14 protein-coding genes and 1 tRNA gene are annotated in these 22177 nt (G+C 68.0%); 8 read left to right on the forward strand and 7 right to left on the reverse strand.

From position 1 onward, the window contains the following. Positions 1-6: 6 nt before the first annotated feature. Positions 7-6258 carry a hybrid sensor histidine kinase/response regulator gene (locus tag WKW77_RS12375; protein WP_340357127.1) on the forward strand — a complete coding sequence of 2084 codons (6252 nt, stop codon included), beginning with the start codon at positions 7-9 and terminating at the stop codon, positions 6256-6258. 123 nt (positions 6259-6381) lie between these two features. Here the strand turns inward: WKW77_RS12375 and WKW77_RS12380 are convergent, their stop codons facing one another. Continuing rightward, positions 6382-7866, reverse strand: a complete 1485-nt coding sequence (locus WKW77_RS12380; protein WP_340357128.1) for a cryptochrome/photolyase family protein — start codon at positions 7864-7866, stop codon at positions 6382-6384. On the opposite strand from WKW77_RS12380, the gene WKW77_RS12385 reads away from it, so the two are divergent. From WKW77_RS12385 to WKW77_RS12410, 6 genes are all read left to right on the forward strand, one after another. Continuing rightward, on the forward strand, positions 7865-8464 hold the full coding sequence (locus WKW77_RS12385) for a YqgE/AlgH family protein (protein WP_340357129.1): 600 nt from the start codon (positions 7865-7867) through the stop codon (positions 8462-8464). The genes WKW77_RS12380 and WKW77_RS12385 overlap by 2 nt on opposite strands. After that, positions 8461-8898 carry a Holliday junction resolvase RuvX gene (ruvX, locus tag WKW77_RS12390; RefSeq protein ID WP_340357130.1) on the forward strand — a complete coding sequence of 146 codons (438 nt, stop codon included), beginning with the start codon at positions 8461-8463 and terminating at the stop codon, positions 8896-8898. Before WKW77_RS12385 ends, ruvX begins: the two co-directional genes overlap by 4 nt. Continuing rightward, a complete protein-coding gene (pyrR, locus tag WKW77_RS12395; protein WP_340357131.1) occupies positions 8895-9392 on the forward strand; it encodes a bifunctional pyr operon transcriptional regulator/uracil phosphoribosyltransferase PyrR in 498 nt (165 codons plus the stop codon). Before ruvX ends, pyrR begins: the two co-directional genes overlap by 4 nt. Continuing rightward, a complete protein-coding gene (locus WKW77_RS12400) occupies positions 9392-10354 on the forward strand; it encodes an aspartate carbamoyltransferase catalytic subunit (protein WP_340357132.1) in 963 nt (320 codons plus the stop codon). The genes pyrR and WKW77_RS12400 overlap by 1 nt, the downstream gene beginning before the upstream one ends. Positions 10355-10483: 129 nt before the next feature. Next, positions 10484-11755, forward strand: a complete 1272-nt coding sequence (locus WKW77_RS12405) for a dihydroorotase (protein ID WP_340357133.1) — start codon at positions 10484-10486, stop codon at positions 11753-11755. A gap of 19 nt (positions 11756-11774) precedes the next feature. Then, positions 11775-12518, forward strand: coding sequence for a lysophospholipid acyltransferase family protein (locus WKW77_RS12410; protein ID WP_340357134.1), 744 nt, complete (start codon positions 11775-11777; stop codon positions 12516-12518). A 245-nt stretch (positions 12519-12763) separates the two neighbouring features. Here WKW77_RS12410 and WKW77_RS12415 read toward each other — a convergent pair whose 3' ends face one another. The 4 genes from WKW77_RS12415 to WKW77_RS12430 form a co-directional block, all read right to left on the reverse strand. Next, complete coding sequence (locus tag WKW77_RS12415; protein ID WP_340357135.1) at positions 12764-13837, reverse strand: NUDIX domain-containing protein; 1074 nt, start codon at positions 13835-13837, stop codon at positions 12764-12766. A gap of 71 nt (positions 13838-13908) precedes the next feature. Then, positions 13909-14448 carry an Rrf2 family transcriptional regulator gene (locus tag WKW77_RS12420; protein WP_340357136.1) on the reverse strand — a complete coding sequence of 180 codons (540 nt, stop codon included), beginning with the start codon at positions 14446-14448 and terminating at the stop codon, positions 13909-13911. Between the two features lie 132 nt (positions 14449-14580). Continuing rightward, positions 14581-14940 carry a hypothetical protein gene (locus tag WKW77_RS12425; protein WP_340357137.1) on the reverse strand — a complete coding sequence of 120 codons (360 nt, stop codon included), beginning with the start codon at positions 14938-14940 and terminating at the stop codon, positions 14581-14583. 346 nt (positions 14941-15286) lie between these two features. Further along, positions 15287-16180: a DUF72 domain-containing protein gene (locus tag WKW77_RS12430; protein WP_340357138.1), complete on the reverse strand. Its 894-nt coding sequence runs from the start codon at positions 16178-16180 to the stop codon at positions 15287-15289. Positions 16181-16601: 421 nt separating this feature from the next. Between WKW77_RS12430 and WKW77_RS12435 the strand changes: the two genes are divergently transcribed. Continuing rightward, positions 16602-17951, forward strand: a complete 1350-nt coding sequence (locus WKW77_RS12435; RefSeq protein ID WP_340357139.1) for a hypothetical protein — start codon at positions 16602-16604, stop codon at positions 17949-17951. A 67-nt stretch (positions 17952-18018) separates the two neighbouring features. On the opposite strand, the gene WKW77_RS12440 is transcribed toward WKW77_RS12435, so the two are convergent. Further along, positions 18019-18093, reverse strand: a tRNA-Arg gene (locus WKW77_RS12440). A gap of 22 nt (positions 18094-18115) precedes the next feature. Beyond that, positions 18116-22177: a translocation/assembly module TamB domain-containing protein gene (locus tag WKW77_RS12445; RefSeq protein WP_340357140.1), complete on the reverse strand. Its 4062-nt coding sequence runs from the start codon at positions 22175-22177 to the stop codon at positions 18116-18118.

Here is a 22177-nt window from a genome sequence, read left to right on the forward strand (position 1 = left end):
CCCAACGTGTCGATTCAAAGTCCCGCTGCCCACACCGCCGGCAATGCGCCGGCCACGGAGGATCTTGGGCCGCTGGCCTGGGTTCTCGGAGAAATCCAGAAGTCGCTCGATGCCGTGGGCAAGACCTTGCGGCGTTTCTCGCGCGATGCCGCGTCGGCCCTGCCGGGTTCCGAAATCGACACCATGCCGGTGCGACAGGCCCGGCAACAACTTCATCAGGCGGTCGGCGCGCTGCAGATGGTGGGCCATACCGCGCCGGCCCTCGTGCTGGGGGCGATGGAGTTCGCGGTGCAGAGCTTCGTCACCGAGCCGTTGCGCTGCAACGATGCCGCGGTCCAGAAGATCGAACGCGCCGGGTTCGCGGTCGCCGATTTCCTGAACGCGGTGGTCGCCGGCAAGACCGTGTCCTCGGTCGCGCTGTTCCCGCAATACCGCGAGGTCCTCGAACTGGTCGGCAACGAGCGGGTCCATCCGGCCGATCTCTGGAGCATGACCTGGCGCTGGGTCGAGATCAAGCCCGCGCCGACCCAGGCGGCGCTCGTGTACGACCCCGCGGTGCGTTCCAAACTCGATCGCGAAGTCTTGCAGGTCGTCAAGAGCGGCGATGACCATTCCGCCCGCCGCTTGCAGGCCTTGTGCCTCGGGCTCGGCCGTGGCGCCTCGGTGCCGAGGGTCGCGAGCTTCTGGACGCTCGCTGCCGGTTTCTTCGAGGCGCTGGCGCTGGCGCTCATCCCTGCGGATTCGCATGTCAAGCGCGCCGCTTCGCGCGTGCTGCTGCAATACGCCACGCTGGCGCGCGGCGACAACACCGTGTCCGACCGTCTCGGCCAGGACCTGCTTTTCTTCTGCGCCCAGGCCGTTCCCGGACCAGGCGACGAAGCCGCGACGCTGCGCGCAGTGCGCGCCGCATGGGGCATTTCCAACGAGCAGAAGGTCGACTACACGATCGAGCAGTTCGGCCGCTTCGATCCGTTGGTGCTCGCGCAGGCGCGCAAGCGCATCGAGACCGCGAAGGAAATGTGGTCGGCGCTGTCCGGCGGCGACGTGGGCCGCACGCGGCAGGTGGTGGAGACCTTCGCGCAACTCGGCGAGTCGCTCCAGAAGCTGCATCCGCCCAGCCTGCCGATGGTGCAGGCGCTCAACAACGCGGTCGAGGCCTCGGTCCGCTCCGGCCAGCCGCCCGGCACCGAACTCGCGATGGAAGTCGCCACCTCGGTGCTCTACCTCGAAGCTGCCTTCGAGGATCTCGATCCGCAGGACCGGCAGCTCACCGCGCGCACGATCCAGCTCGCGGGGCGCATCGAGCGCGCCCGCGACGGCGGCCGCTCGGAGCCGCTGGAGCCGTGGATGGAGGAGCTCTACCGCCGGGTGAGCGACCGCCAGACCATGGGCACCGTCGTCGGAGAGCTGCGCAGCCATCTGGCCGAGCTCGAAAAATCGCTCGACCAGTTCTTCCGCCGTCCGACCGAGAAGGGTCTTCTGCGCAACGTGCCGTCGCAGCTTCTGCAGATGCGCGGTGTGTTCTCGGTGCTGGGCCTCGATCAGGCCGCGCAGACCGTTCAGCGCATGCGCGAGAACGTCGACCAGCTGCTCGCCGAAGAGTCGCCGACCGACGAGATCCGTGCCTTCGACTCGCTCGGCAACAACCTGGGCGCGCTCGGTTTCCTCATCGACATGCTCAGCTACCAGCCTGCCCTGGCCAAACGGCTGTTCGTGTTCGACGCCGACATTGGCGAACTCAAGCCGCTGATGGGCCGGCAGGCCAGCGATGCGTCGTCGGACGCGGCTGCGCCAGCGGCCTTTGCATCGGCGTCCGGTCCGGTCGCGGTGACCGAAGCGGTCATGAGCGTCGAGCAGGTCGATGCGCAGATCGCCGCCAAGCTCGCTGCGCTCGCCACGCCCGGCGCGCGCAAGTCGTCGCCCCCGCCGTCGCCGTCTCCGATCGACGAATTCAGCCAGGCGGCCACGAGCTGGACCTCCAAGATCACCGGCCCCGCACCGCTCGAGGCGTTGCCCGACACCGAGGTGACCGAGCTGGAGGAAGACGACCTCCAGAACATCTTCCTCGACGAAGCCCGCGAAGTCCTGCACAACGGTCTCGCGGCCGTCTCGGCGCTCGGCGCGCGCCCGGGCGACGAAGGCGAGTTGACCGTCCTGCGCCGTGCCTTCCACACGCTCAAAGGCAGCTCGCGCATGGTCGGGCTGATGGATTTCGGCGAAGCCGCCTGGTCGCTCGAGCAGGTGCTGAACACGTGGCTGGCCGACCAGCGGCCGGCCTCGCCGGAGCTGCTCACCGGTACACGCAACGCGCTCCAGGACTTCGCCAAGTGGGTGGAGGCGATCGCCGCGGGTGGTTCGCACAGCTGGAAGTCGGCGCCTTTCCTCGCGATCGCCGAGTCGCTGCGCACGGGCGAGCCGCTGGAAATTCCGGCGCGCGTTGCCGATGCCGAGGCGCTCGTCGCCGCTGCGCGCCACATCGCTGCCGAGGCCGCCGCCGAGGTGCCGTCGGCGCCGATGGAGCCCGTGCCTCTGCCGGAGTTGCCCGAACTGCCCGATCTTCGCGATCTGGAACTCGAGCTCGACCTGGAACTGAAAGGCGCAGAAGCGCTGCCGGTCGATGAGCCGGTGCCGGCAGTCTCCGTGGATTCCCCGGTCGCGGACGCCGAAGAGCCCACCGTCTGGTCGGGCCTCGACGGGGCCAACGAAGAGGCCTTGCAGACTGCTTCTGAACAGGCTCCCTCCGACGCGCCGCGTTCCGACGAAGGGTTTGCCTCGACCGACTTCCTCGACTTCGATGCCCAGCCCGAGCCCCCGCCCGAAGAGGCTGTGTCGCTGGGCGACTACGACGACGGCGATTTCCTGGAAACGGTCCACACGGCGCTCGAGCCCTCGCTCGTGTCGGCTGCATCGCGGCCGAAGTCCGAGCCCGAAGAGCTGTCACCGCTGGAGCTCGAGCCCGAAGTCGCCGCGGTCCCTCAGCCCGAGGTCGAACCTGCGCCGACCCTCGAAGAGGTCCCGGCCGAGCCGGCGGTGGCTTCGACCCCCGACGCCGAGCTTGCCGAGCTCGACGAGCTGACATTTGCGCTGAACCTCGAACCTGAAGCCCCGGCTCTGCCCGAGCCGACGGTCGCCGTCGAGGCTTCCGCCCCCGCTGAAACACCGGTCATCGACGAGTTGCCGATCGCGCATGACGAAGTGCCGGTCGAGATGGCTGCGCCCGAAATCCCGCCCATGGACGTGGCGGAGCCGCCCGTCGAGGCGGCCGCGGCAGCGCCCGAGGAGCCCCAGCCCGAGCGCACGCCGGCACCGAGCGCCGAAGAGCAGGTCAAGGTCATCGGTCCCTTGCGCATCGGGATCGCGCTCTACAACGTCTATCTGAACGAAGCCGACGAATGGTCGCGCCAGCTCGCGACGGAAGTGGGCGAATGGGCGCTCGAAACGCACCAGCGCGTTCCGACGTCCACGATCGGCCTGGCGCATTCGCTGGCCGGCAGCTCCGCCACGGTGGGGTTCCAGAGCCTCTCGGGCATGGCGCGTCTGTTCGAGGCGGCGCTTGCGCATCTGCATACGCAGGGCCGGGGTACGCCCGAGCAGGGCGCAGTGCTGGTCGCTGCTGCCGAGGAACTCCGGCGCCTGCTGCACCAGTTCGCGGCCGGGTTCCTGCGAGAGCCGGCGGAAGAGACCTTGGAGGCGCTTCGCAGCGTCGAGGCGTCGCAACTGCCCATCGAAACGGCCGAGCCGGCTGCTGCACCGCTTCACCTGGTGCGCCATGCCGGGTCCGACGTGTTGCTCGACGATGCCGATGACGCTTCGGACGTCGTCGATGCGGTCGACATGGACCTCTTCCCGATCTTCGAGGAAGAAGCCAACGAACTGCTGCCGCAGCTCGGCGCCGCCTTGCGCGATTGGGTGCAGAACCCCGAAAACAGCGCTTCGCGCACTTCGTCGTTGCGGACGCTCCACACGCTGAAGGGCAGTGCACGGCTGGCGGGTGCGATGCGCCTGGGCGAGCGCGCCCACCGCATGGAATCGGACATCGAGGCGATCGGGGCCGAAGGTGCCGACCGGCAGGCGATCGAGCAGGTGCTGACGCGCTTCGACGCCCTCCAGGCCAACTTCGATGCGCTGCGGGCTGCCGACGATGCGACGCAGGCCGAACTGGTCCAGCGTGCCGCGACAGCGCCAGCGCCTGTCGTTCCCGTGCCCGCCGAGGCAAAAGCTTCGGCGAAGCCGTCGGTTGCCGTGCCGACTGCGCTCGAACTCGAAGCCGTGCCGGAAGCGGCCCCGGCCTCGGCGGAAGCCGCTGCCGTGGAACCGCCCGCCGAGCGTGCCGCGATCGCCCTGCCTTCGCCGTCGGTGCTCACGCCGCTGCGTGCGGTGTCGAGCCAGGCAGTGCGTATCCGCACACACCTGCTCGACCGCCTCGTGGCCCAGGCAGGTGAGGTCATCATCACGCGCTCGCGCCTGGAAGCTGAACTGGGGCAGTTGCGCAGTTCGCTGACCGATCTCACCGGAAACCTCGACCGCCTGCGTCAGCAGCTGCGCGACATCGAGGTCCAGGCCGAAAGCCAGATGCAGTCCCGCCTCGCGCAGGCCAAGGATTCGCAGCAGGGCTTCGATCCGCTCGAGTTCGACCGCTTCACCCGCGTGCAGGAACTCACCCGGATGATGGCCGAGTCGGTCAACGACGTGGCGACCGTGCAGCGCACGCTCCAGAAAACAGTCCAGGCGACGGAAGACGACCTGAGCGCGCAGGCGCGGCAGACGCGCGAACTGCAGCGCGGCCTGCTGCGCACGCGCATGGTGGAGTTCGAGGGCATCTCGGACCGCCTGTATCGCGTCGTCCGCCAAGCGTCGAAGGACACCGGCAAGCAGGTGCGCCTCGACATCACCGGCGGCTCGATCGAGATGGACCGCGGCGTGCTCGAACGGATGACGCCGGCCTTCGAACACCTGCTGCGCAACTGCGTCGCGCATGGCATCGAAGATGCCGCCGCGCGCGAAAAGGCCGGCAAGGATCCGAGCGGCCTGATCGTCATCGAGCTGCACCAGGAAGGCAACGACGTCTCGGTGAGCTTCCAGGACGACGGCGGCGGCCTCAAGTACGACCGGATCGTCGCGCGTGCCCGCGCGCTCGGCCTCATCGCCGAAGGCCAGCAGCTCAGCGATGAAGAGGCGGCGGAACTGATCTACCAGCCCGGCTTCTCGACAGCCGAGCAGGTGTCCGAGCTGGCGGGCCGCGGCATCGGGATGGACGTGGTTCGCGCCCAGGTCGCCGGTCTTGGCGGACGGATCGAGACTCGCAGCAAGGCGGGGCAGGGAACCACCTTCAAGCTGGTCCTGCCGCTCACCACGGCGGTGACGCACGTCGTGATGATGCGCGCCGGCGGGGTCAGCATCGGCGTGCCTTCCAACCTCGTCGAACTGGTGCTGCGCGCCGGTGCGTCCGAGCTCGAAAAGGCCTACCTGGACCAGCACTATCCATTCGGCGGCGAGGACGTGCCGTTCTACTGGGCCGGTGCGCTGCTGCAGTCCTCTGCGGGCAGCGGGCGGGCGCCCGGCAAGGCGAACACGATCGTGGTCGTGCGAAGCGCCGCGCAGCGTGTGGCGCTGCACGTGGACGAAGTGCTGGGCAACCAGGAAGTCGTGGTGAAGAACCTCGGCCCGCAGCTTTCGCGGTTGCCGGGCATGGCTGCGATCTCGGTGCTCGCCTCGGGTGCGGTTGCATTGATCTACAACCCCGTCGCGCTTGCGGCGGTCCACGGGGACAAGGCCCGGGCCTTCCAGGCTTCGCCGAACCGTGGCGCCGCGACTCCGGACTCCGGCGGCGCTCGACCGGAGGCGCCGATCGCTCAGGCCCCCGCGCAGGTGCCGCTGGTGCTGGTGGTGGACGACTCGATCACCGTGCGGCGCGTCACGCAGCGTCTGCTGCAGCGCGAAGGCTATCGGGTGGCGCTGGCGGCCGATGGCCTGCAGGCGCTCGAGCGGCTGCAGCAGGAGCGCCCCGCGGTCGTTCTGTCGGACATCGAGATGCCGCGCATGGACGGCTTCGACCTGGCGCGCAACATTCGCGCGGACCAGTCGCTGGCCGACCTGCCGATCATCATGATCACCTCGCGCATCGCCGAGAAGCACCACGACCATGCGCGTGCGCTGGGCGTCAATCACTACCTCGGCAAGCCGTATTCGGAAGAAGAACTGCTGCGCCTCGTGCGCAGCTACACGGGCGTGGAACTGCCGGTGGCGCTCGTGGCGTGAACTGGCACACCCCCGGGGTTGCTCACTTCGTGTAGCCGCCCACCCCCTTGCAGGGGGCGCAACCGGCGGCCCGGCGAAGCCGGTTCCGCGGCTGCTCCCGCCTTGCGGTGCGCGCCAGCGGGGTTATTGCTTCACCACGGCGTAGCGCTGGAGGGTGCGCTCCCGCGCTTCGGCGTGATCGACGATCGGCCTGGGGTAGTTTTCGCCTAGCTTGACGCCCGCCGCTTCCAGTTCCACGGGGGTCGCCGTCCACGGCGCATGGATCGACGCATTGGGCAGCTTCGAAAGCTGCGGCAGGTAGCGCCGGATGAACTTGCCTTCGGGGTCGAACCGCTCGCTCTGCGTAACGGGGTTGAAGATCCGGAAGTAGGGCTGGGCGTCGCAGCCGCTCGAACTCGCCCATTGCCAGTTGCCGTTGTTCGACGACAGCTCGAAGTCGTTGAGATGGATCTCGAAGTAGCGCTCGCCGCGCCGCCAGTCCAGCCCCAGGTCCTTGCACAGGAAACTCGCGACCACCATGCGCAGCCGGTTGTGCATGTAGCCGGTCTGGTTGATCTGCGCCATCGCGGCGTCGACGAGCGGATAGCCGGTCCGTCCCTCGCACCAGGCGTCGAACAGCATGTCGGCATGCTTGCCGTGGTGCCACTGGATCCTGTCGTACTCGGGCCGGAAGCTGCGCCGCTTGCCGCCTTCCACCATGTGCGGATGGTGCGCGAGGATCTGGAAGAAGAAGTCGCGCCAGATCAGTTCGCCGAGCCAGGTCGCGGCGCCCGGGTCGCCCTGCTGCGTCAGCTGGTGGGCCGCGCCCGCGAGCTGCCGGATCGACACGGTTCCGAAGCGCAGGTGCACGCCCAGGTAGCTCGGCCCGCGCACCGAGGGGAAATCGCGTGTCGCCTGATAGCGGTCGATGCGCTGGGAAAAGTCGTTGAACAGCGCCGAGCCGCCCTGGCTGCCGGTGGGAATTTCCAGGTCGGCAAGATTGGTCTTCTCGAAGCCGATGTCTTCCAGTGACGGGACCGCGCTCCTGAATTTCTCGGGCGGAGGGGCGAGCGCTTCCGCATGGGTCCGCACAGGGTGGGCCTTCAGGTAGAAGTCATCGACCTTCGCCAGCCAGGCTCGCTTGTAGGGCGTGAAGACCGTGTAAGGCTGACCGACCTGCGTCAGCACCTCCTCGCGGTCGAAGACGGCCTGGTCCTTGTAGGTATGGAAGGCCACCCCGGCGTTGGCCAGCGCGCCGAGCACCCGGGCGTCGCGATCGAGTGCGTCGGGCTCGTCGTCGCGGTTCGCGAACACCGCCTGCACGTCCAGCGCACGCGCCAGCGATGCAATCTCTTCCTCGGCCACCGCATGTCGGACGATCAGGCCACCGCCCAGCCGATGCAGCTCCGCGCCGAGCTCGACCAGGGATTCGCGGATGAACTCCACCCGCCGGTCCGCACGCGGCAGCGCATCGAGGATCGCGCGGTCGAAGACGAACACGCAGACCACCTGGCGGCAGGCCCGCAGCGCCTGGTAGAGCGCGGCGTTGTCGTCGACCCGGAGATCGCGACGAAACCACATGAGGCCCTTGGGGTAGATCTTGTCGACGGCCAGTAAAATCGGCGGCATGGCCTCCGATTCTGCCCCGATGAACTTGACGCATCATTTTCTGATTGCGATGCCGGGTCTGGAGGACAAGGCCTTCAGCCGCAGCGTGGTCTATCTCTGCGAGCACAGCGAGCGCGGCGCGCTCGGCCTCGTGATCAACAAGCCCAGCGACATCAATCTCGGCGTGCTGTTCGAGAAGATCGAGCTGCATCTCTCCAGCCCTGAAATCGGCAAGGCGCCGGTCTTCCAGGGCGGCCCGGTGCAGACCGAGCGCGGCTTCGTGCTGCACGAGCCGGTCTTCGCGCACTCCGACAAGCCGAACGAATCCGTCTACGCCTCGACCATGACCATCCCGGGCGGGCTGGAAATGACCACCTCCAAGGATGTGCTGGAGGCGCTCGCCACCGGTGCAGGTCCGCGCAAGGTGCTTGTTTCTCTCGGTTACGCAGCCTGGGGCGAGGGTCAGCTCGAATCCGAACTGGCAGAAAACAGCTGGCTGACGGTCGGCGCTGATCCGGCGGTGATCTTCGACACCCCCGTCGAGCAGCGCTATGACAAGGCGCTGTCGCTGCTGGGCCTGGAGGCCTGGACGCTCTCGCCCGACGCGGGGCATGCATGAGCGGGTTGGCGATGCCTGACCGCGCAGCCCTTCCGCCTTCCGTTCCCTCCCATTTCCAAAGCTTCCTGGCCTTCGACTATGGCCAGAAGCGCACCGGTGTCGCGAGCGGTAACCGCCTGCTGAAGACCGCGACGCCGCAAGCCACCATCAAGGCCGAAGGCGACGCCCGCTTCGCGCAGGTGGAAGCCCGCATCCGCGAGTGGCAACCCGATGCGCTGGTGGTCGGCGTGCCCCGCCATCCCGACGGCGCGCCGCACGACAACACCCGCGCGGCGCAGCGCTTCGCACGACAGCTGCATGGCCGCTTCAGGCTCCCGGTGTACGAGGTCGACGAACGCTACAGCACGACCGAGGCGCTCGCCTCGGGCGCGCGCGATGCCGATGCCGCATCGGCCTGCATCATTCTTGAACAGTTCCTGAGGAGCCTTCCGTGAACTCCATCCCTGACGCCGAAGCGCTCTACGTCGAGCTGCTGCGCGGCGTGAAATCCCTGATGCGCGCCGACACGCGCCTCGTCGGCGTGACCTCCGGCGGCGCGTGGCTCGTCGAGCGCCTGCAGAAAGACCTGGGCCTTGCCGGTGCGCCCGGCGTGATCTCGTCCGCCATGCACCGCGACGATTTCGCGCGCCGCGGCCTTTCCGTCAGCGCGCAGACCTCTCTTCCGTTCGATGTCGATGGCGCCGACGTGCTCCTGCTCGACGACGTGCTCTATACAGGCCGCACGATCCGCGCGGTGCTCAACGAGCTGTTCGACTTCGGCCGTCCGGCGTGCGTGCGCCTTGCCGTCATGATCGACCGCGGCGGCCGCGAGTTGCCGGTGGCGGCCGATTTCGCGGCTCAGAAGCTGGAGCTGCCGACGACCCAACTGCTTGCGCTCGCGCGCGCGGACTCCGGCACATTCAGCTTCAAGGTAGAGGAAAACAAGTAATGCTCTACAAACGAAACCCACAGCTCAACAAGAACGGCGAGCTGATCCACCTGCTGTCCATCGAGGGCCTGCCGAAGGAGATCCTGACCCACATCCTCGACACGGCCGCGAACTTCACCAGCGTGAGCGACCGCGAGGTCAAGAAGGTGCCGCTCCTGCGCGGCAAGAGCGTGTTCAACCTGTTCTTCGAGAACTCGACGCGCACGCGCACCACCTTCGAGATCGCGGCCAAGCGGCTGTCGGCCGACGTGATCAACCTCGACATCTCGCGTTCGTCGGCCTCCAAGGGCGAATCGCTGCTCGACACCATCGCCAACCTGAGCGCAATGGCCGCCGACCTCTTCGTCGTGCGACACAGCGAATCGGGCGCGCCCTACCTGATCGCGCAGCACGTCGCGCCGCATGTGCATGTGGTGAATGCCGGCGACGGGCGCCATGCGCATCCGACGCAGGGCCTTCTCGACATGTACACGATCCGTCACTACAAGAAGGATTTCGCGAACCTCACCGTCGCGATCGTCGGCGACGTGCTGCATTCGCGCGTGGCGCGCTCCGACATTCATGCGCTGACCACGCTGGGCTGCGCCGAAGTGCGGGTGGTCGGCCCCAAGACGCTGGTGCCGGGCGACCTCGCGCAGATGGGCGTGCGGGTCTTCCACTCGCTCGAAGAAGGCATCAAGGGCTGCGACGTGGTGATCATGCTGCGCCTGCAGAACGAACGCATGAGCGGCGCGCTGCTGCCTTCGTCGCAGGAATTCTTCAAGACCTACGGGCTCACGCCGGACAAGCTCCAGCTTGCGAAACCGGATGCGATCGTCATGCATCCGGGCCCGATCAACCGCGGCGTCGAGATCGACTCCGCCGTGGTCGATGGCCGGCAGAGCGTGATCCTGCCGCAGGTCACTTTCGGCATCGCGGTCCGCATGGCCGTCATGAGCATCGTCGCGGGAAACGAAGCGTAGTGAACCCCACCCCCAGCCTCGCGCACTTCGTGTCGCTCTGCACCCCCTTGCAGGGGGCAATCCCAGTGGCCCGGCGAAGCCGGTTCCACGGCATTTCTGGGCTGGGCTGTGGCCGATAGAGGACAGAACATGAAAATTCAGATCATCAATGGGCGCGTGGTCGACCCCGCGTCCAAACTCGACAAGAAGGCCGACGTCGCCATCGCAGATGGCAAGATCGTCGCGATCGGCCATAGCGGGAGCGACTTCCGCGCGGAGCGCACGCTCGATGCACAGGGGTGCCTCGTCGTGCCGGGGCTGGTCGATCTCGCGGCGCGGCTGCGCGAGCCCGGGTACGAGCACGAAGGCATGCTCGACAGCGAAATGGCCGCAGCCGTGGCCGGTGGCGTAACGAGCCTGGTATGCCCGCCCGACACCGATCCTGTGCTCGATGAACCGGGCCTTGTCGAGATGCTCAAGTTCCGCGCCGAGAAGCTCCAGCGTGCACGGCTGTTCGCGCAGGGTGCTCTCACGCGAGGACTGGCGGGCGAGGTGCTCACCGAAATGGCGGCGCTCACCGAAGCCGGATGCGTGGGCTTCGGCCAGGCCGATGTTCCTTTGGGCAACACGCAGGTGCTCCTGCGTGCGCTCCAGTACGCGAGCACCTTCGGCTATGCGGTCTGGCTGCGTCCGCAGGATCGCGATCTCGGCAAGGGCGTCGCGGCCAGTGGCCCGCTCGCGACGCGCCTCGGCCTCGCCGGCGTGCCGGTGGCGGCGGAGACGATCGCCATCTTCACGATCGTCGAACTCGTGCGCGCGACCGGTGCGCGCGTGCACCTGTGCCGGCTCTCGAGCGCTGCCGGCGTGGCGCAGGTGCGCGCGGCCAAGGCCGAAGGCCTGCCGCTGACCTGCGACGTCAGCATCAATTCGCTGCATCTGGTGGACACCGACATCGGCTACTTCGACAGCCGCGCGCGGCTCAGCCCGCCGCTGCGGCAACAGCGCGACCGCGATGCCCTGTCCGCCGGGCTGGCCGACGGCACGATCGATGCGCTGGTGTCCGACCACACGCCGGTCGAAACCGATGCCAAGACGCTGCCCTTCGCCGAAAGCGAAGCCGGCGCGACGGGGCTCGAACTGCTGCTGCCGCTGGCGCTGCAATGGGGCGAGCAGAGCGGCGCCGGCCTGATGCGCGCGATCGAGGTCGTCACGTCCGCGCCGGCGGGGCTGGTCGGCACCGCAGGCGTGGGGCGCCTGGCGCAAGGCGGCGCGGCCGACCTGTGCGTGGTCGACCCTGCACATGAATGGCAGGTCACGCCCGACGCACTCCGCAGCCAGGGCAAGCACACGCCATTCGGCGGCTACGCCATGCATGGGCGAGCCCGTTTCACCGTGGTCGGTGGCCGCGTCGTTCACGGTTGAGCGGGCTCTTACCCACCCGATGCACGCACTCTCTGCGAGCCTGAAACTGTTGCGCGCCGTCGCGCATGTATGCCGGGGCTGGTGGATCATCCGCACGAAGTTTCCGTCGCTGTCCGTCGCCGAACGCGAGGCGCATGTGCAGCGCTGGGCCGAGCGGATGCTCAATCTCATGGGCATCCGGCTCACGGTGCAGGGCACGCCTCCGGCGCACGGGCCGGTGCTGCTGATCTGCAATCACCTGTCGTGGCTCGACATCCTCACCATCCACGCGGCGCGGCATGTGCGCTTCGTGTCGAAATCCAATGTGCGCCACTGGCCGGTGATCGGCACGCTGTCGACGGGCGCCGGTTCGCTCTACATCGAGCGCGAGCGTCGACGCGACGCAATGCGGGTCGTGCATCACATGGCGCAAGCGCTGCGTGACGGCGACGTGATCGCGGTCTTCCCCGAAGGCACCACCAGCGACGGCCACGGGCTGCTTCCGTTTCACGCCAACCTCCTGCAGGCGGCGATTTCTGCCGGCGCACCGGTGCTGCCGGCCGCACTGCGCTTTGCCGATGCGGAATCGGGTGAGACGAGCTACGCGCCGCGCTACATCGGCGACGACAACCTGCTCTCGTCCGTGTGGAACACGCTCAAGTCGCCGCCGCTGCTGGCGATCGTCCGATTCGGCGAAGCGCAGTCTTCGCACGGCCGCGACCGGCGCGCGTGGGCGAAGAGCCTGCACGCCGAGGTCCAGGCGCTGCGTCGGGACCTGAAGTAGCCGCGTCGCGCTTCTTCGCGATCCACCAAAAAAACAGCGCCCCGAGGGGCGCTGTAGAACGGCGCAGGGAAGCGCCGGGAGGAGGAATCGTCGCTCAACACATCAGTTCCACACCGGGCAGCCGGAGGATGATGCCCTTGCTCGGCGCAACTCCGGTGTGTGTTTGAAAACAGATTAGGCGCAGCTCGGCGCGCTTGCTGCCAGAGAAATGGGGAGGACGGCGTCGGCGCGTGCCTACACGCGGCCTAACGCGGCAGCAGCGCCAGGTAGTGGTCGAGCATCTGGAAATGGTCGTCCAGAAAGCGTTCTTCGCTCGCGCAGAGTTGATCGATCGGCATCCAGTTCGCCGCGGCGGCATCGTCGTCCGCGTGGATGGCGGGCAGTACGCGGTCGCCCAAGTCGAAAAAGAAGCCGTGCGTGATCGTTCGGCCTCGCTGGCTCCGGTCCGGCCGGTCGAACACGTCGTTACCTTTGAGGCAGCTTCGTAGCGTTGCGTGCGGCACTGCGAGGTGCGTTTCCTCCTCGAGTTCGCGCAGAGCCGACTGGAAGGTGGTTTCGCGTTGTTCGAGAAACCCGCCGGGGACCGCGAGCAGTCCCTTGCCGGGCGCGTGTCCGCGCTGGATCACCAGCACCCTGTCGCCGCACTTCACGACGCAATCGACGGTGACCAGGACCGGCGGGTAGGGCGCGACGGACCAGGCGAGGTCGTACTCGCGCAGGATGGCTGCTTCCTGCCGCAGATTCTCGAACGCCGGGCGCGCGCTCCATTCACGCAGGAAATCGATGGTGCCGGGTGGCACCTCGGCGGAGATGTCGGCCAGCGCCGTCTCGCCGTGCGCGAACACGGCATCGCGAAGTGCACTCGCTCGCCGGATCGGCGTGCTGTCCAGCGTCTGCAGCGTCCAGTCCGGAAAGGCGCGGAGGTAGTCGCGGGACGGATCGCGAAAGTGGCCGAGCAACACCGTCGATGCGGGCGGTGCGGCGTGGTGATCCGCCAGGACCTGGGCGACTTCGCGGCGTACCGTCGTCGCCCAGCGCGCTTCGTCGAAGCAGTCACGCACCGGCACGCAGAGGATGCGCGAACGTTCGGATTCGGGGACGGCGGCGTGAATCATGCGGGCGCATTCCTGCCAGTGAAAGGGCAGTTTGGGCGAGCGCGCACTGAAAGCCGAGCCGATCACCACGACGACGCGCGGCGCCAGATCGAGCGCCTGCTTCAGAAGCGAGAGATGGCCGTTGTGAAACGGCTGAAAGCGGCCGATCAGGACCGCGAGTTCGTGAGGGGGGGAAATGGAGGCGGTCATCTGGATACGAAGCATAGGCGCTCGGCCGACCGGAGCGCCGGCCTCGGCCTTTCGGCTTCGCGGTCCCGAAACCGCCCTCTGGCGCGTCAGGAGCGCTTCGCGAGCATCGCCCCCAGCGCGAAGACCGAGTTCGGCGCATTGACCGGTGCGGGCTTCACACGCGTCGTGGGGAGCGGTTCGCGGCGCGGACTGCGATCGCGTTCCACCTCGACGCCGCGCGCGATCTGTTCGTCGACCAGGCTCTGCAGCGTGACGGTGTCGAGAAATTCGAGCGCGCGCCGGCTGACCGAGGCCCACAGCTCGTCGGTGGCGTGCCGGTTCACCGCACCCGGGACTGCGGGGTGGCGGGGGACCGTCTTTTCCTGCCCGTCGCCGTCGATCGCCTGGATGATGTGCGCGATGGTGATATCCGCGGCCCTTCGGCTGAGCGAGTAGCCGCCGCCGGGGCCGCGCGTGGATTCGACAAGGTCGTGGCGACGCAGCTTGGCGAAGAGTTGTTCGAGATGCGACAGCGAGATCCGCTGGCGGCGGCTGATGGAGCCCAGATTGACCGGCCCTGCGGGCCCTTGCAGCGCCACGTCGATCATGGCCGTCACGGCAAAACGGCCTTTGGTGGTGAGACGCATGGTTGATTCCTTCCTACATTCCTGACGGGGTCGGCGGTGGACCGCCGGATCGATCGCATCGCGCGCATGGCGCCGCGATGCGGGGTGCTCGCATCGTGAAATCGAAGGCCGAATGGCCCTCGAAGCGGCGAGCTAGACGAGGAAGAGGCTGCCCCGAGGCGGCCGCTTGGGCCGCTCCAGCAGGGGCGGGGGTGCGGTCAGCGGCGCGAGGCGTGGTGGCCACACCGCGGCGACGACCGGGACGAGGAGCGGGCGAACACCCGTGAGGAATTCGTTGAAGTCGGACCCGGCCTCGTCGAGATCGGCGAACTCGTCGCTCGCGTCCTGCGGGGACGCATCGCCGGCCGGGGTCGTGTCTTGCTGGATCGATGCCGCCGTCACCTTGTAGGCGTCCGCAAGGTCGACTCCGCCCGTCCTGCCTTGCGCGGCGGCCGCGAAGCCGTAGCAGGAAAGCACGAAAGCGATGAAAGAGGCAATGAGCCAGCGGGGCATGAGTGTCGAATTCTAGCCGCGCTTGCCGGCGACCCCTCCCCCGGGGCCATTGCCTATTTCGTGAGCATCGTGTTTCGAGCCGCTCCAGATGTCGATCCGATGCGAATCCATTGCTGTTTTCCCCAAGCTTGTCCCCAACAGGCAGGGAAAACCCGAAAGCGGTGCGTTCGAGCAGGCCAAAAAGAAACCCGCCGAAGCGGGTTAAACAGCCGGATGGTGGAGGGAGTGGAGGGGTCTGTGAAGACTTCCGGCCGCGGAACGCAGTCTGCGGGTCCATCTGGGAGAAATCTCGGAGCCGCCGCACGCTTCGCAGCGAAGGACGGAAATTCTTTCGGGCCCAGCACCTTCAGCCATGCGCCATCAGCATCTTCAGGAAGGTGATGCCGTTGCGCTGCCCCTTATCCTCGTCGCAGTTGTTGAAGATGATGTGCTTGTTGCGCACGCTGTAGGCTATGCGCACCAGCTCTGCCGCAAGCTCCCCGAGTTCCCGATCGGGGTAGTCGTAGTCGAAGCGCTCGGCCGCGGTCTGGGCCGGCGCGTTGTAGGTTTCGACGTTGCGGCCGTGCAGGCGCAGCAGCAGGTAGTCCGGATGGGTGATCTCCCACACTGCCGGAACGCTGTTGTCGGCGCCCTGCGGGCCGTCGACGATCGTGTGCACCAGGCCATGTTCACGCAAGAAGGCCAGCGTACTGGCAGTGCGCTCCGGGCTCTCCCACCATGACCTGTGGCGGAACTCGATGCTCAGCGTGCAGTTCGGCATCCACCCGATGCAGCGCTCGATGTGCGCCATCGCTTCCGGGCTGTATTTCAGTCGCGGGGGAAACTGGAAGTGGACCAGCCCCAGCTTGCCCGCCAGCCGCAGCGGCTGCAGGGCTTCGGCGAAACGTTTCCAGAGTTCGGCGCGGATCTCTTCCGGCACATCCTTGTAGTAGAGCTTGCGTCCGGCGCCGAGCGCCTGCTGCAGATCCTTGTGCATCACCTTGGTTTCGGTGAAGTGACCGGTGAACAGGCGAAAGGCCTTGACGTTGAAGACGAAGCGATCGGGTGTGCGCAGCGCCCATTGCTGCGCGGTCATCGGCGTCGGGATGGCGTAGTAGCTGCTGTCCACCTCCACGAGCGGAAAGGTCGATGCGTAGTAGCGCAGGCGCGCTTCAGGCGTCTTGCAGTCCGGGGGATAGAAGCGCCCGCAGTCGATCAGTGTCTTGTCAGTCCACGACGCGGTGCCGACGAGGAAGCTCATTCCGGCATGCTACCGGCGCGTTGCCGGGAGCGCAGCGCGTGGGCGCTGGATTCGACTTGGCCACGGGCGACTCAGGCCCCGGTCAGGCCCTTCTGCGATGCTCGACGTGACAGCCTTCCATGTCTCGGCTGTTTTGAACCCGCTTCGGCGGGTTTCTTTTCTTATGGCCGCAAGAGCCGACATGGCTTCGCGCTCGGCAGCGCGCACATTCGGCGGGCAAAGCCGCCGCGCCTCTCAACAACCACTCTCGGCGCCCGTGGGACGCGCAGACACCCAATCTGACGCGCTGGCGCTAGCACACCTGCGGCTCTAGAGTCTCCTTCGTTCGAAGGAGTGATACTTAAGTTTCCAAAAGATACACTCGCCGCGCCGAGCGCGCGCTCCTGCCGCGTCGGCATCTCATAGATCAAAAGGACAAAACATGCGATTGAGATACTGCGCCGGCGCGGCGATGTTGGCGGTGGTGGCTGCCTGTGGTGGCGGCGGCGGTGGTGGGGGCGGAGCGGTCCTGCCTGCCGTGCAAACATCGGCACCGACACCGGCGCTGAGCCTCACGGTCAAGGTCAATGGCAATGAGGCCCAAGCGAGCAACGGACGCTATGCAGTCAAGCCCGGCGACAGCATTGCCGTGAGCTCGAATCAGGCGGTCAACTGGACCCCGACGCCCACACCGGCAGAGACGGCCACCCCGCGCACGCCGAGCGTCGCCGGGACGAGCTGGACAGCGCGAGTGGCCAACCTGAGCGCAGCCGCGGCGGTGCTCACCGTGGGCGCTTCCACGGATGCATCACACGCCCGGGACGTGGTGTTCGACATCGCGCCGGGCGACGCGCGCAATGGGAGCTACAAGGTCTTCGCCACGAATGGCTCAAGGCTGACTCTCACGCTCGACTTCGACAACATGGCCTATGCGATGACGGACGAGAACGACGTGACCGTCGCCGACGCGATCGCTGTCGACCCGACTGACAGCACCGCCTACATTTTCGCGAGCACGCGCGTATCTGCGGTAGCGGCCAACAGCCGGTTCCGCATGACCGCCGACACCGTGGTGGGCGCCTTTCCGTTCCATGCGCCCAAGGTGCTGACCAGCTATGCAGTGCAGCCCTTCGTGGCCTCGCGCGCGCTGGTCACGACGCAGGCTGCGCTCGACGGCGCATACACGCGTCTTGGCATCAATCTGCAAACGTCCACGCGGGATTCCAACATTCGACAGTCCCGTATCTCGGGAGGAGGGACAGTCCTGCAACTGTGCAACGACGTCGCCATCACGTCCATTGCGGCCTGCACCTTGCTGGTCGACTACACGGTCTCGCCCGGCCCGACGCCTGGCCTGTGGAAGGTCGCGAATGTGGCGGACCCGGTGAATGACTGGGGGTACTTCGCCATGGCGCGGGTCGCGGGCAAGAACGTGTACCTGTCGGCGGGAACCAGCCCGGGTGCGCCGAACGATTCGGTTTTCCGCATCGGCCTGGAGGAATCCGCAGCCTGGCCGAACCTCAACGCCATCGGCGGTGATACCAGCGGGAGCTGGGGAACGATGGTCTACACAGCGACCACCTACGACACGATGATGGTTCGTACCGACGCGACCGGCTATGGATTCGCCGGCCTCAGTCTCGGTGTCCCGAGCTTCACGATCTCGAACCTGAAGTCGTTCAGCGCCGGGGGCGCCTACTACTTCACGGCGCAAGACGGCACGCTTGCAGCCGTCGTCGGCGCACGCAGCGGGCCGGCAGCGGGACAGATTCAGATCGGACTCGCTCGTTGACTGCGGACGAATCAGTCAGAAGAGAAGTAAAAAATCCGGAGGAGTCTGGACTCATCCGGATTTGTACTGGTGCCCTCGACAGGAATCGAACCTGTATCTGAGTCTTAGGAGGACCCCGTTCTATCCATTGAACTACGAGGACGAAGGCCCGCAACTTTACCAGTTCAGTCGAACTGCAATGTGTAGATCAGGTCGATGCCGCTGGGCTGGCCGGCCTGCGCGCGCAGGGTGAGGTTGCGCGTGAGGTCGTAGAACACGAAGAGCGTGCCCAGCGTCCCCGCGAGGCTGCGTTCGTAAGTGACGTAGAAGTCACGCGCGATGCGCTTGCCGACGGTGACGGACGAGTCGCGCACTTCGCCGCCGCTGCCCGGTCCGCGGAAGCCGATCTCGTCGAGTCCGAAGCGGCTCGCGAGTCCGCCGCCCGTGCCGCCGCTGCCGAGTCCGCCGAGCAACGCCAGCGCGGCCTGCTGGAGCACCGCCGATTCGCTGCCGCTGGTCGCCGATCCGCGCCCCAGCACCAGCCACGACAGCGTTTCCTGGTCGGATAGCTGAGGGTCGGAATACAGGCGCACCCGCGGCGCCTGTGCCGTGCCGGTGATGGCGACCCCCGCGCGCTGCTGGATGTTGGGCCGGATGGCGAGGATGTCGAGCTGCGGGTTGTCGATGGGCCCGTTGAACCGCGCGATGCCGGTTTCGATGTTGAGCTGCTGTCCGTAGGCGCGGTACTGCCCGGCGACGGTGCGGACCTCGCCGGTCACGCGGGGCGGGGCATTCAGCGCAGTGCTCTGGATATTGAGCTTGCCCGCGAGGCGTGTCGTGATGCCGCGGCCCTGGACCGCGAAATCCTGGCCGAGGTCGAAAGTCACCAGCACGTCGGGCGGCTTCGCGGTCTGCGGCCTCGCGCCGAGCCGTCCGGTGGCTTCGGCGAGGCGTTCGGCCTCTTCCCTCGCCTCGCGATCGCGGACCGCCGAGCGGATCACGACATCGCTGCCGAGACTGGGCGCGGTCTGGTCCGGGAGGATGATCACTGCGCGATCGGTGCGCAGGTCGCCGCGCACGGTGAACTGGCCGTTCTCCAGCCGCGCCTGCACGTCGCCCGAAAGCGTGAGCTGCCGGTCCGATCGCACCAGGGTGCGCAGCGAACGCAGTTGCGCCTGCATCGCCATCCGGATGCCGCTGCCGGCGCCCGGGGCCGGCGCGGGGCCCCACGACAGATCGCCGCGCACCGTCAGCGTGCCGCCGTCCCTCGCGGCTTCGCTGGCCGCGGTGCTCAGGTTGCCGCTCTGGCCGGGGATGCGCATCTGGCTGCCGAGGCCGCCCTTGAGCGTGAACTCGTTGACCTCGACGTGGTTGCCGGCCAGGGTCGCGCGCAGACGGCCGTCGTGCAGGTCGAGCCCGTCGACCAGCGCGCGCAGCGCGAGCTGGTCGGCGCCGAGCGTGCCGTTCCAGCGCGGGTCGTTCCGGTTGCCCGAGAGCGTGGCATCCGCCTGCAGCGTTCCGGCGATGCGCCAGCCCGGCGGCGCCAGCATCGACCAGACCCTGAGGTTGGGCATCTTCGCCGTGACGCGACCCGCGAGCGGTGCGTCGGCGGCCCATTGCCAGCCGCCGGGTCTTTGCAGAAGGCGCGTGCTGGCTTCCACGCGAATCTGGCCGGCGCGCTCGCTCTCCCATGCCAGGAGGCCGCGGACGGTGTCGCCTTCTGCGTCGAGCCGGAATTCGGCCTGACGCAAACCGGCCGGCGTGCCGACGCCCGGTCCGGCCGCATCCATGGTGATCTCGCTGCGCGCGCCGGTGCCGGTGCTGTGCACGCGCGTGACCAGTGCCGCCTCGCCGGCCTGCACGCGGAGGTCTCCGCTCTGGCGATTGATGCGGACATGGCCGCGCAGCGTGTCGGCGGCGTCGATGTCCCATTCGCCGTTGAACATCAGGTCGCCGCTGAAGCCGATGCGTTCGAGGGCGTCGGTCTCGCCGAAGGCCTCGGCCCAGGCCATCGGCAGGCCCTGGAACTGGCCCTTGGACTGCAGCCGCGTCGAGCGCGTGGCGCCCGCGCCGCTCTGGCTGAAGCGCAGTGGCTGCCAGTCGATCTTCAGCGTGCCCGGCACCGGGCCGGTCACCTCCGCGCCGGCGCCCGACGCCTCGACTTCGAGACGCCGCGCGTCGCCGTCGACCGTGCGGATGGTGGCGTTGAAGGCGCGATTCAGGGCGAGCGTCCACGGTCCGGGTCGCGTGCTGTCCTTGTACTGCGCGCGGAAGCTGGAGAGCGCCGCGCGCCATTGGTTGGCGCGATCGATGCCGCCACCGCCGCGCGCATCGAGCGTGATCTTGCGCGTGCCGGTGGTGGCTTCGCCCTTGAGCGCCAAGGTGGATTGCGCGAGGCTGCCGGCCAGTTCGGCGCGGACATTGGCGAAAGCGATGCTGACGGCTTCCTCGCCCGATTCGGGCGGCGGCAAGGCGACATCGAGCTTGGGGATGGTCAGCGTGGCGTCGAGGGTCGGTTCGACGGTCCCGCGCGGAGCCGGCTCGTTGGCGGTCCGAAGGCGCCGCTGCACCGCCTGCCAGCCGCCTTTCCAGCTCGCTTCGAGCCGCGCGCTGCCCTGCATGCGCGCGCCGGCGAAGCGCTCCTGCATCGCCGGCAGGCTTTCGATCCAGCGCTGCAGGACGGCGGCATCGTCGATCTGCGTGCGCACCTGCCCATCACCGCTGGCCGGCGCGATGCGACCCTGCACCTGCACGCTGCCGCCCGGCACGACGAGGCGGAGGTTGCCGCTGCCACCCTGTCCGGCGACCTGCGCCTGCAGACGGCCTTCGAGGCTCGCCTGCCGGGCCTCGAGGCGCAGCGTTCTCAGATCGAGCACCTGGTTCTGCCATTGCCCCTGCGCAACGGCCCGTTCGACGAGCACGCCCTGCACGCCGGCGCCTCCTTCGGCACGCAGTGCAACGTCGAAGCGGATCGTGTCGCCCGCCTGATCGGCCTTGATGGTTCCACCCAGCGGCGCGCCGGCGAGATCGGAATGCAGCTGCCCGAGTTGCACACCCCGCACCATGGCGCGCGCCTGCCAGGGTTCGGGGGCGGGGCTCCAGCTTCCCTCGGCCTCGATGCTGCCGCCGCCGATGTGCACGGTGGCTTCAGGCACGGTCCAGGTAGTGCCGTCGAAACCCGCCCGGGCCTGGACCTGTTCGACGGGCAGCTTGCCTGCATCCCAGGGGCCCGCGATCGCGTTGCGGATGTCGGCGGTCGCCTTCCAGTTCGTGGTGCCAGCCGCAGCGTCGGGGCCGGCTTCGATGTGGCCGGTGAGCAGCGTGGCAGGCGCCTCGGGCCACAGTCGCGCGAGGTCCACGTTCTCGACTTCCGCCGTGGCGTCGATCACCGGCTGCGGCTGCCAGGGCGCGATGTTGGCCTGCAACTGCGCGCGCATCGGCGCTGCGGCGCCTTCATCGACCGGCTGCAGTTCCGCGGCCACCGCAAGGCGGGCGTCCGGTCCGGACAGCGTGCCGGTCACGCTGGCATTGGCCAGCACGTCGAGCGGGTTCTCCTTGTCGAGCGACGCGCGGATGCGGCCGTTGAGCTTCGCATCGATGGCCATCGGCGCGGGGCCTTGCAGATCGACGTGCGCACCGTACCGGCCGTCGGCCACCTCTACGCCGACGATCTCGAGAACGTGGTGGTGCTCGCTGGTGTAGCGATAGCTGCCGGCAAGTCGGGTGGCCTGCAGCGCCGGCGGGCCGGCCCAGCGCAGGTCGTCGATCGAGAAGGGCAGCTCGATCTGCACCGGCAGCACGATCTGATCGAGCGGTTCGACCGGCTTGTCCTCGGGTGCGCCGCGCCGTTCGATCACCACTTGTCCGGCGTGTACCTCGCCCAGTTGCACGCGGCGCCGCAACAGAGGTGCGAGCTGCCAGCCGATGCGTGCGCCGCTCACTTCGACGGCGAGCGTGGGACTTTGCCAGCGCAGCCAGCCGATGCGCCCGCCCGCGCGCAGCGAACCCGAGACATCGCGGCTTTCCAGCGTCTGATCCGCGGGCAGCAAGCGTGCGGTGCGCGCGAGCGCAAAGGCCAGGGATTCGTCCGTTCCGAGCCACCACCAGGCCCCGGCCAGCAGCGCGATGAGCAGCGTGACCAGGCCACCCACGAACCAGCCGAGCCCGCGCAGCACGCGGCGCAGGCGTGAGCGCTTCGGCGCCGTGGGCGCGGTTCCTGGCGTGGTTTCGGGCGTCTCGTCGGCCAT

This window comes from Variovorax ureilyticus (assembly GCF_037889935.1).
GTDB lineage: Bacteria > Pseudomonadota > Gammaproteobacteria > Burkholderiales > Burkholderiaceae_C > Variovorax > Variovorax ureilyticus.

Excerpts from the sequence above, each read along its gene's own strand:
- WKW77_RS12385 (WP_340357129.1), top strand. The coding sequence starts at position 7,865 with ATGGCCTCCGATTCTGCCCCGATGAACTTGACGCATCATTTTCTGATT.
- WKW77_RS12380 (WP_340357128.1), bottom strand. The coding sequence starts at position 7,866 with ATGCCGCCGATTTTACTGGCCGTCGACAAGATCTACCCCAAGGGCCTC.
- ruvX (WP_340357130.1), top strand. The coding sequence starts at position 8,461 with ATGAGCGGGTTGGCGATGCCTGACCGCGCAGCCCTTCCGCCTTCCGTT.
- WKW77_RS12400 (WP_340357132.1), top strand. The coding sequence starts at position 9,392 with ATGCTCTACAAACGAAACCCACAGCTCAACAAGAACGGCGAGCTGATC.
- WKW77_RS12405 (WP_340357133.1), top strand. The coding sequence starts at position 10,484 with ATGAAAATTCAGATCATCAATGGGCGCGTGGTCGACCCCGCGTCCAAA.
- WKW77_RS12410 (WP_340357134.1), top strand. The coding sequence starts at position 11,775 with ATGCACGCACTCTCTGCGAGCCTGAAACTGTTGCGCGCCGTCGCGCAT.
- WKW77_RS12415 (WP_340357135.1), bottom strand. The coding sequence starts at position 13,837 with ATGCTTCGTATCCAGATGACCGCCTCCATTTCCCCCCCTCACGAACTC.
- WKW77_RS12420 (WP_340357136.1), bottom strand. The coding sequence starts at position 14,448 with ATGCGTCTCACCACCAAAGGCCGTTTTGCCGTGACGGCCATGATCGAC.
- WKW77_RS12425 (WP_340357137.1), bottom strand. The coding sequence starts at position 14,940 with ATGCCCCGCTGGCTCATTGCCTCTTTCATCGCTTTCGTGCTTTCCTGC.
- WKW77_RS12430 (WP_340357138.1), bottom strand. The coding sequence starts at position 16,180 with ATGAGCTTCCTCGTCGGCACCGCGTCGTGGACTGACAAGACACTGATC.
- WKW77_RS12435 (WP_340357139.1), top strand. The coding sequence starts at position 16,602 with ATGCGATTGAGATACTGCGCCGGCGCGGCGATGTTGGCGGTGGTGGCT.
- WKW77_RS12445 (WP_340357140.1), bottom strand. The coding sequence starts at position 22,177 with ATGGCCGACGAGACGCCCGAAACCACGCCAGGAACCGCGCCCACGGCG.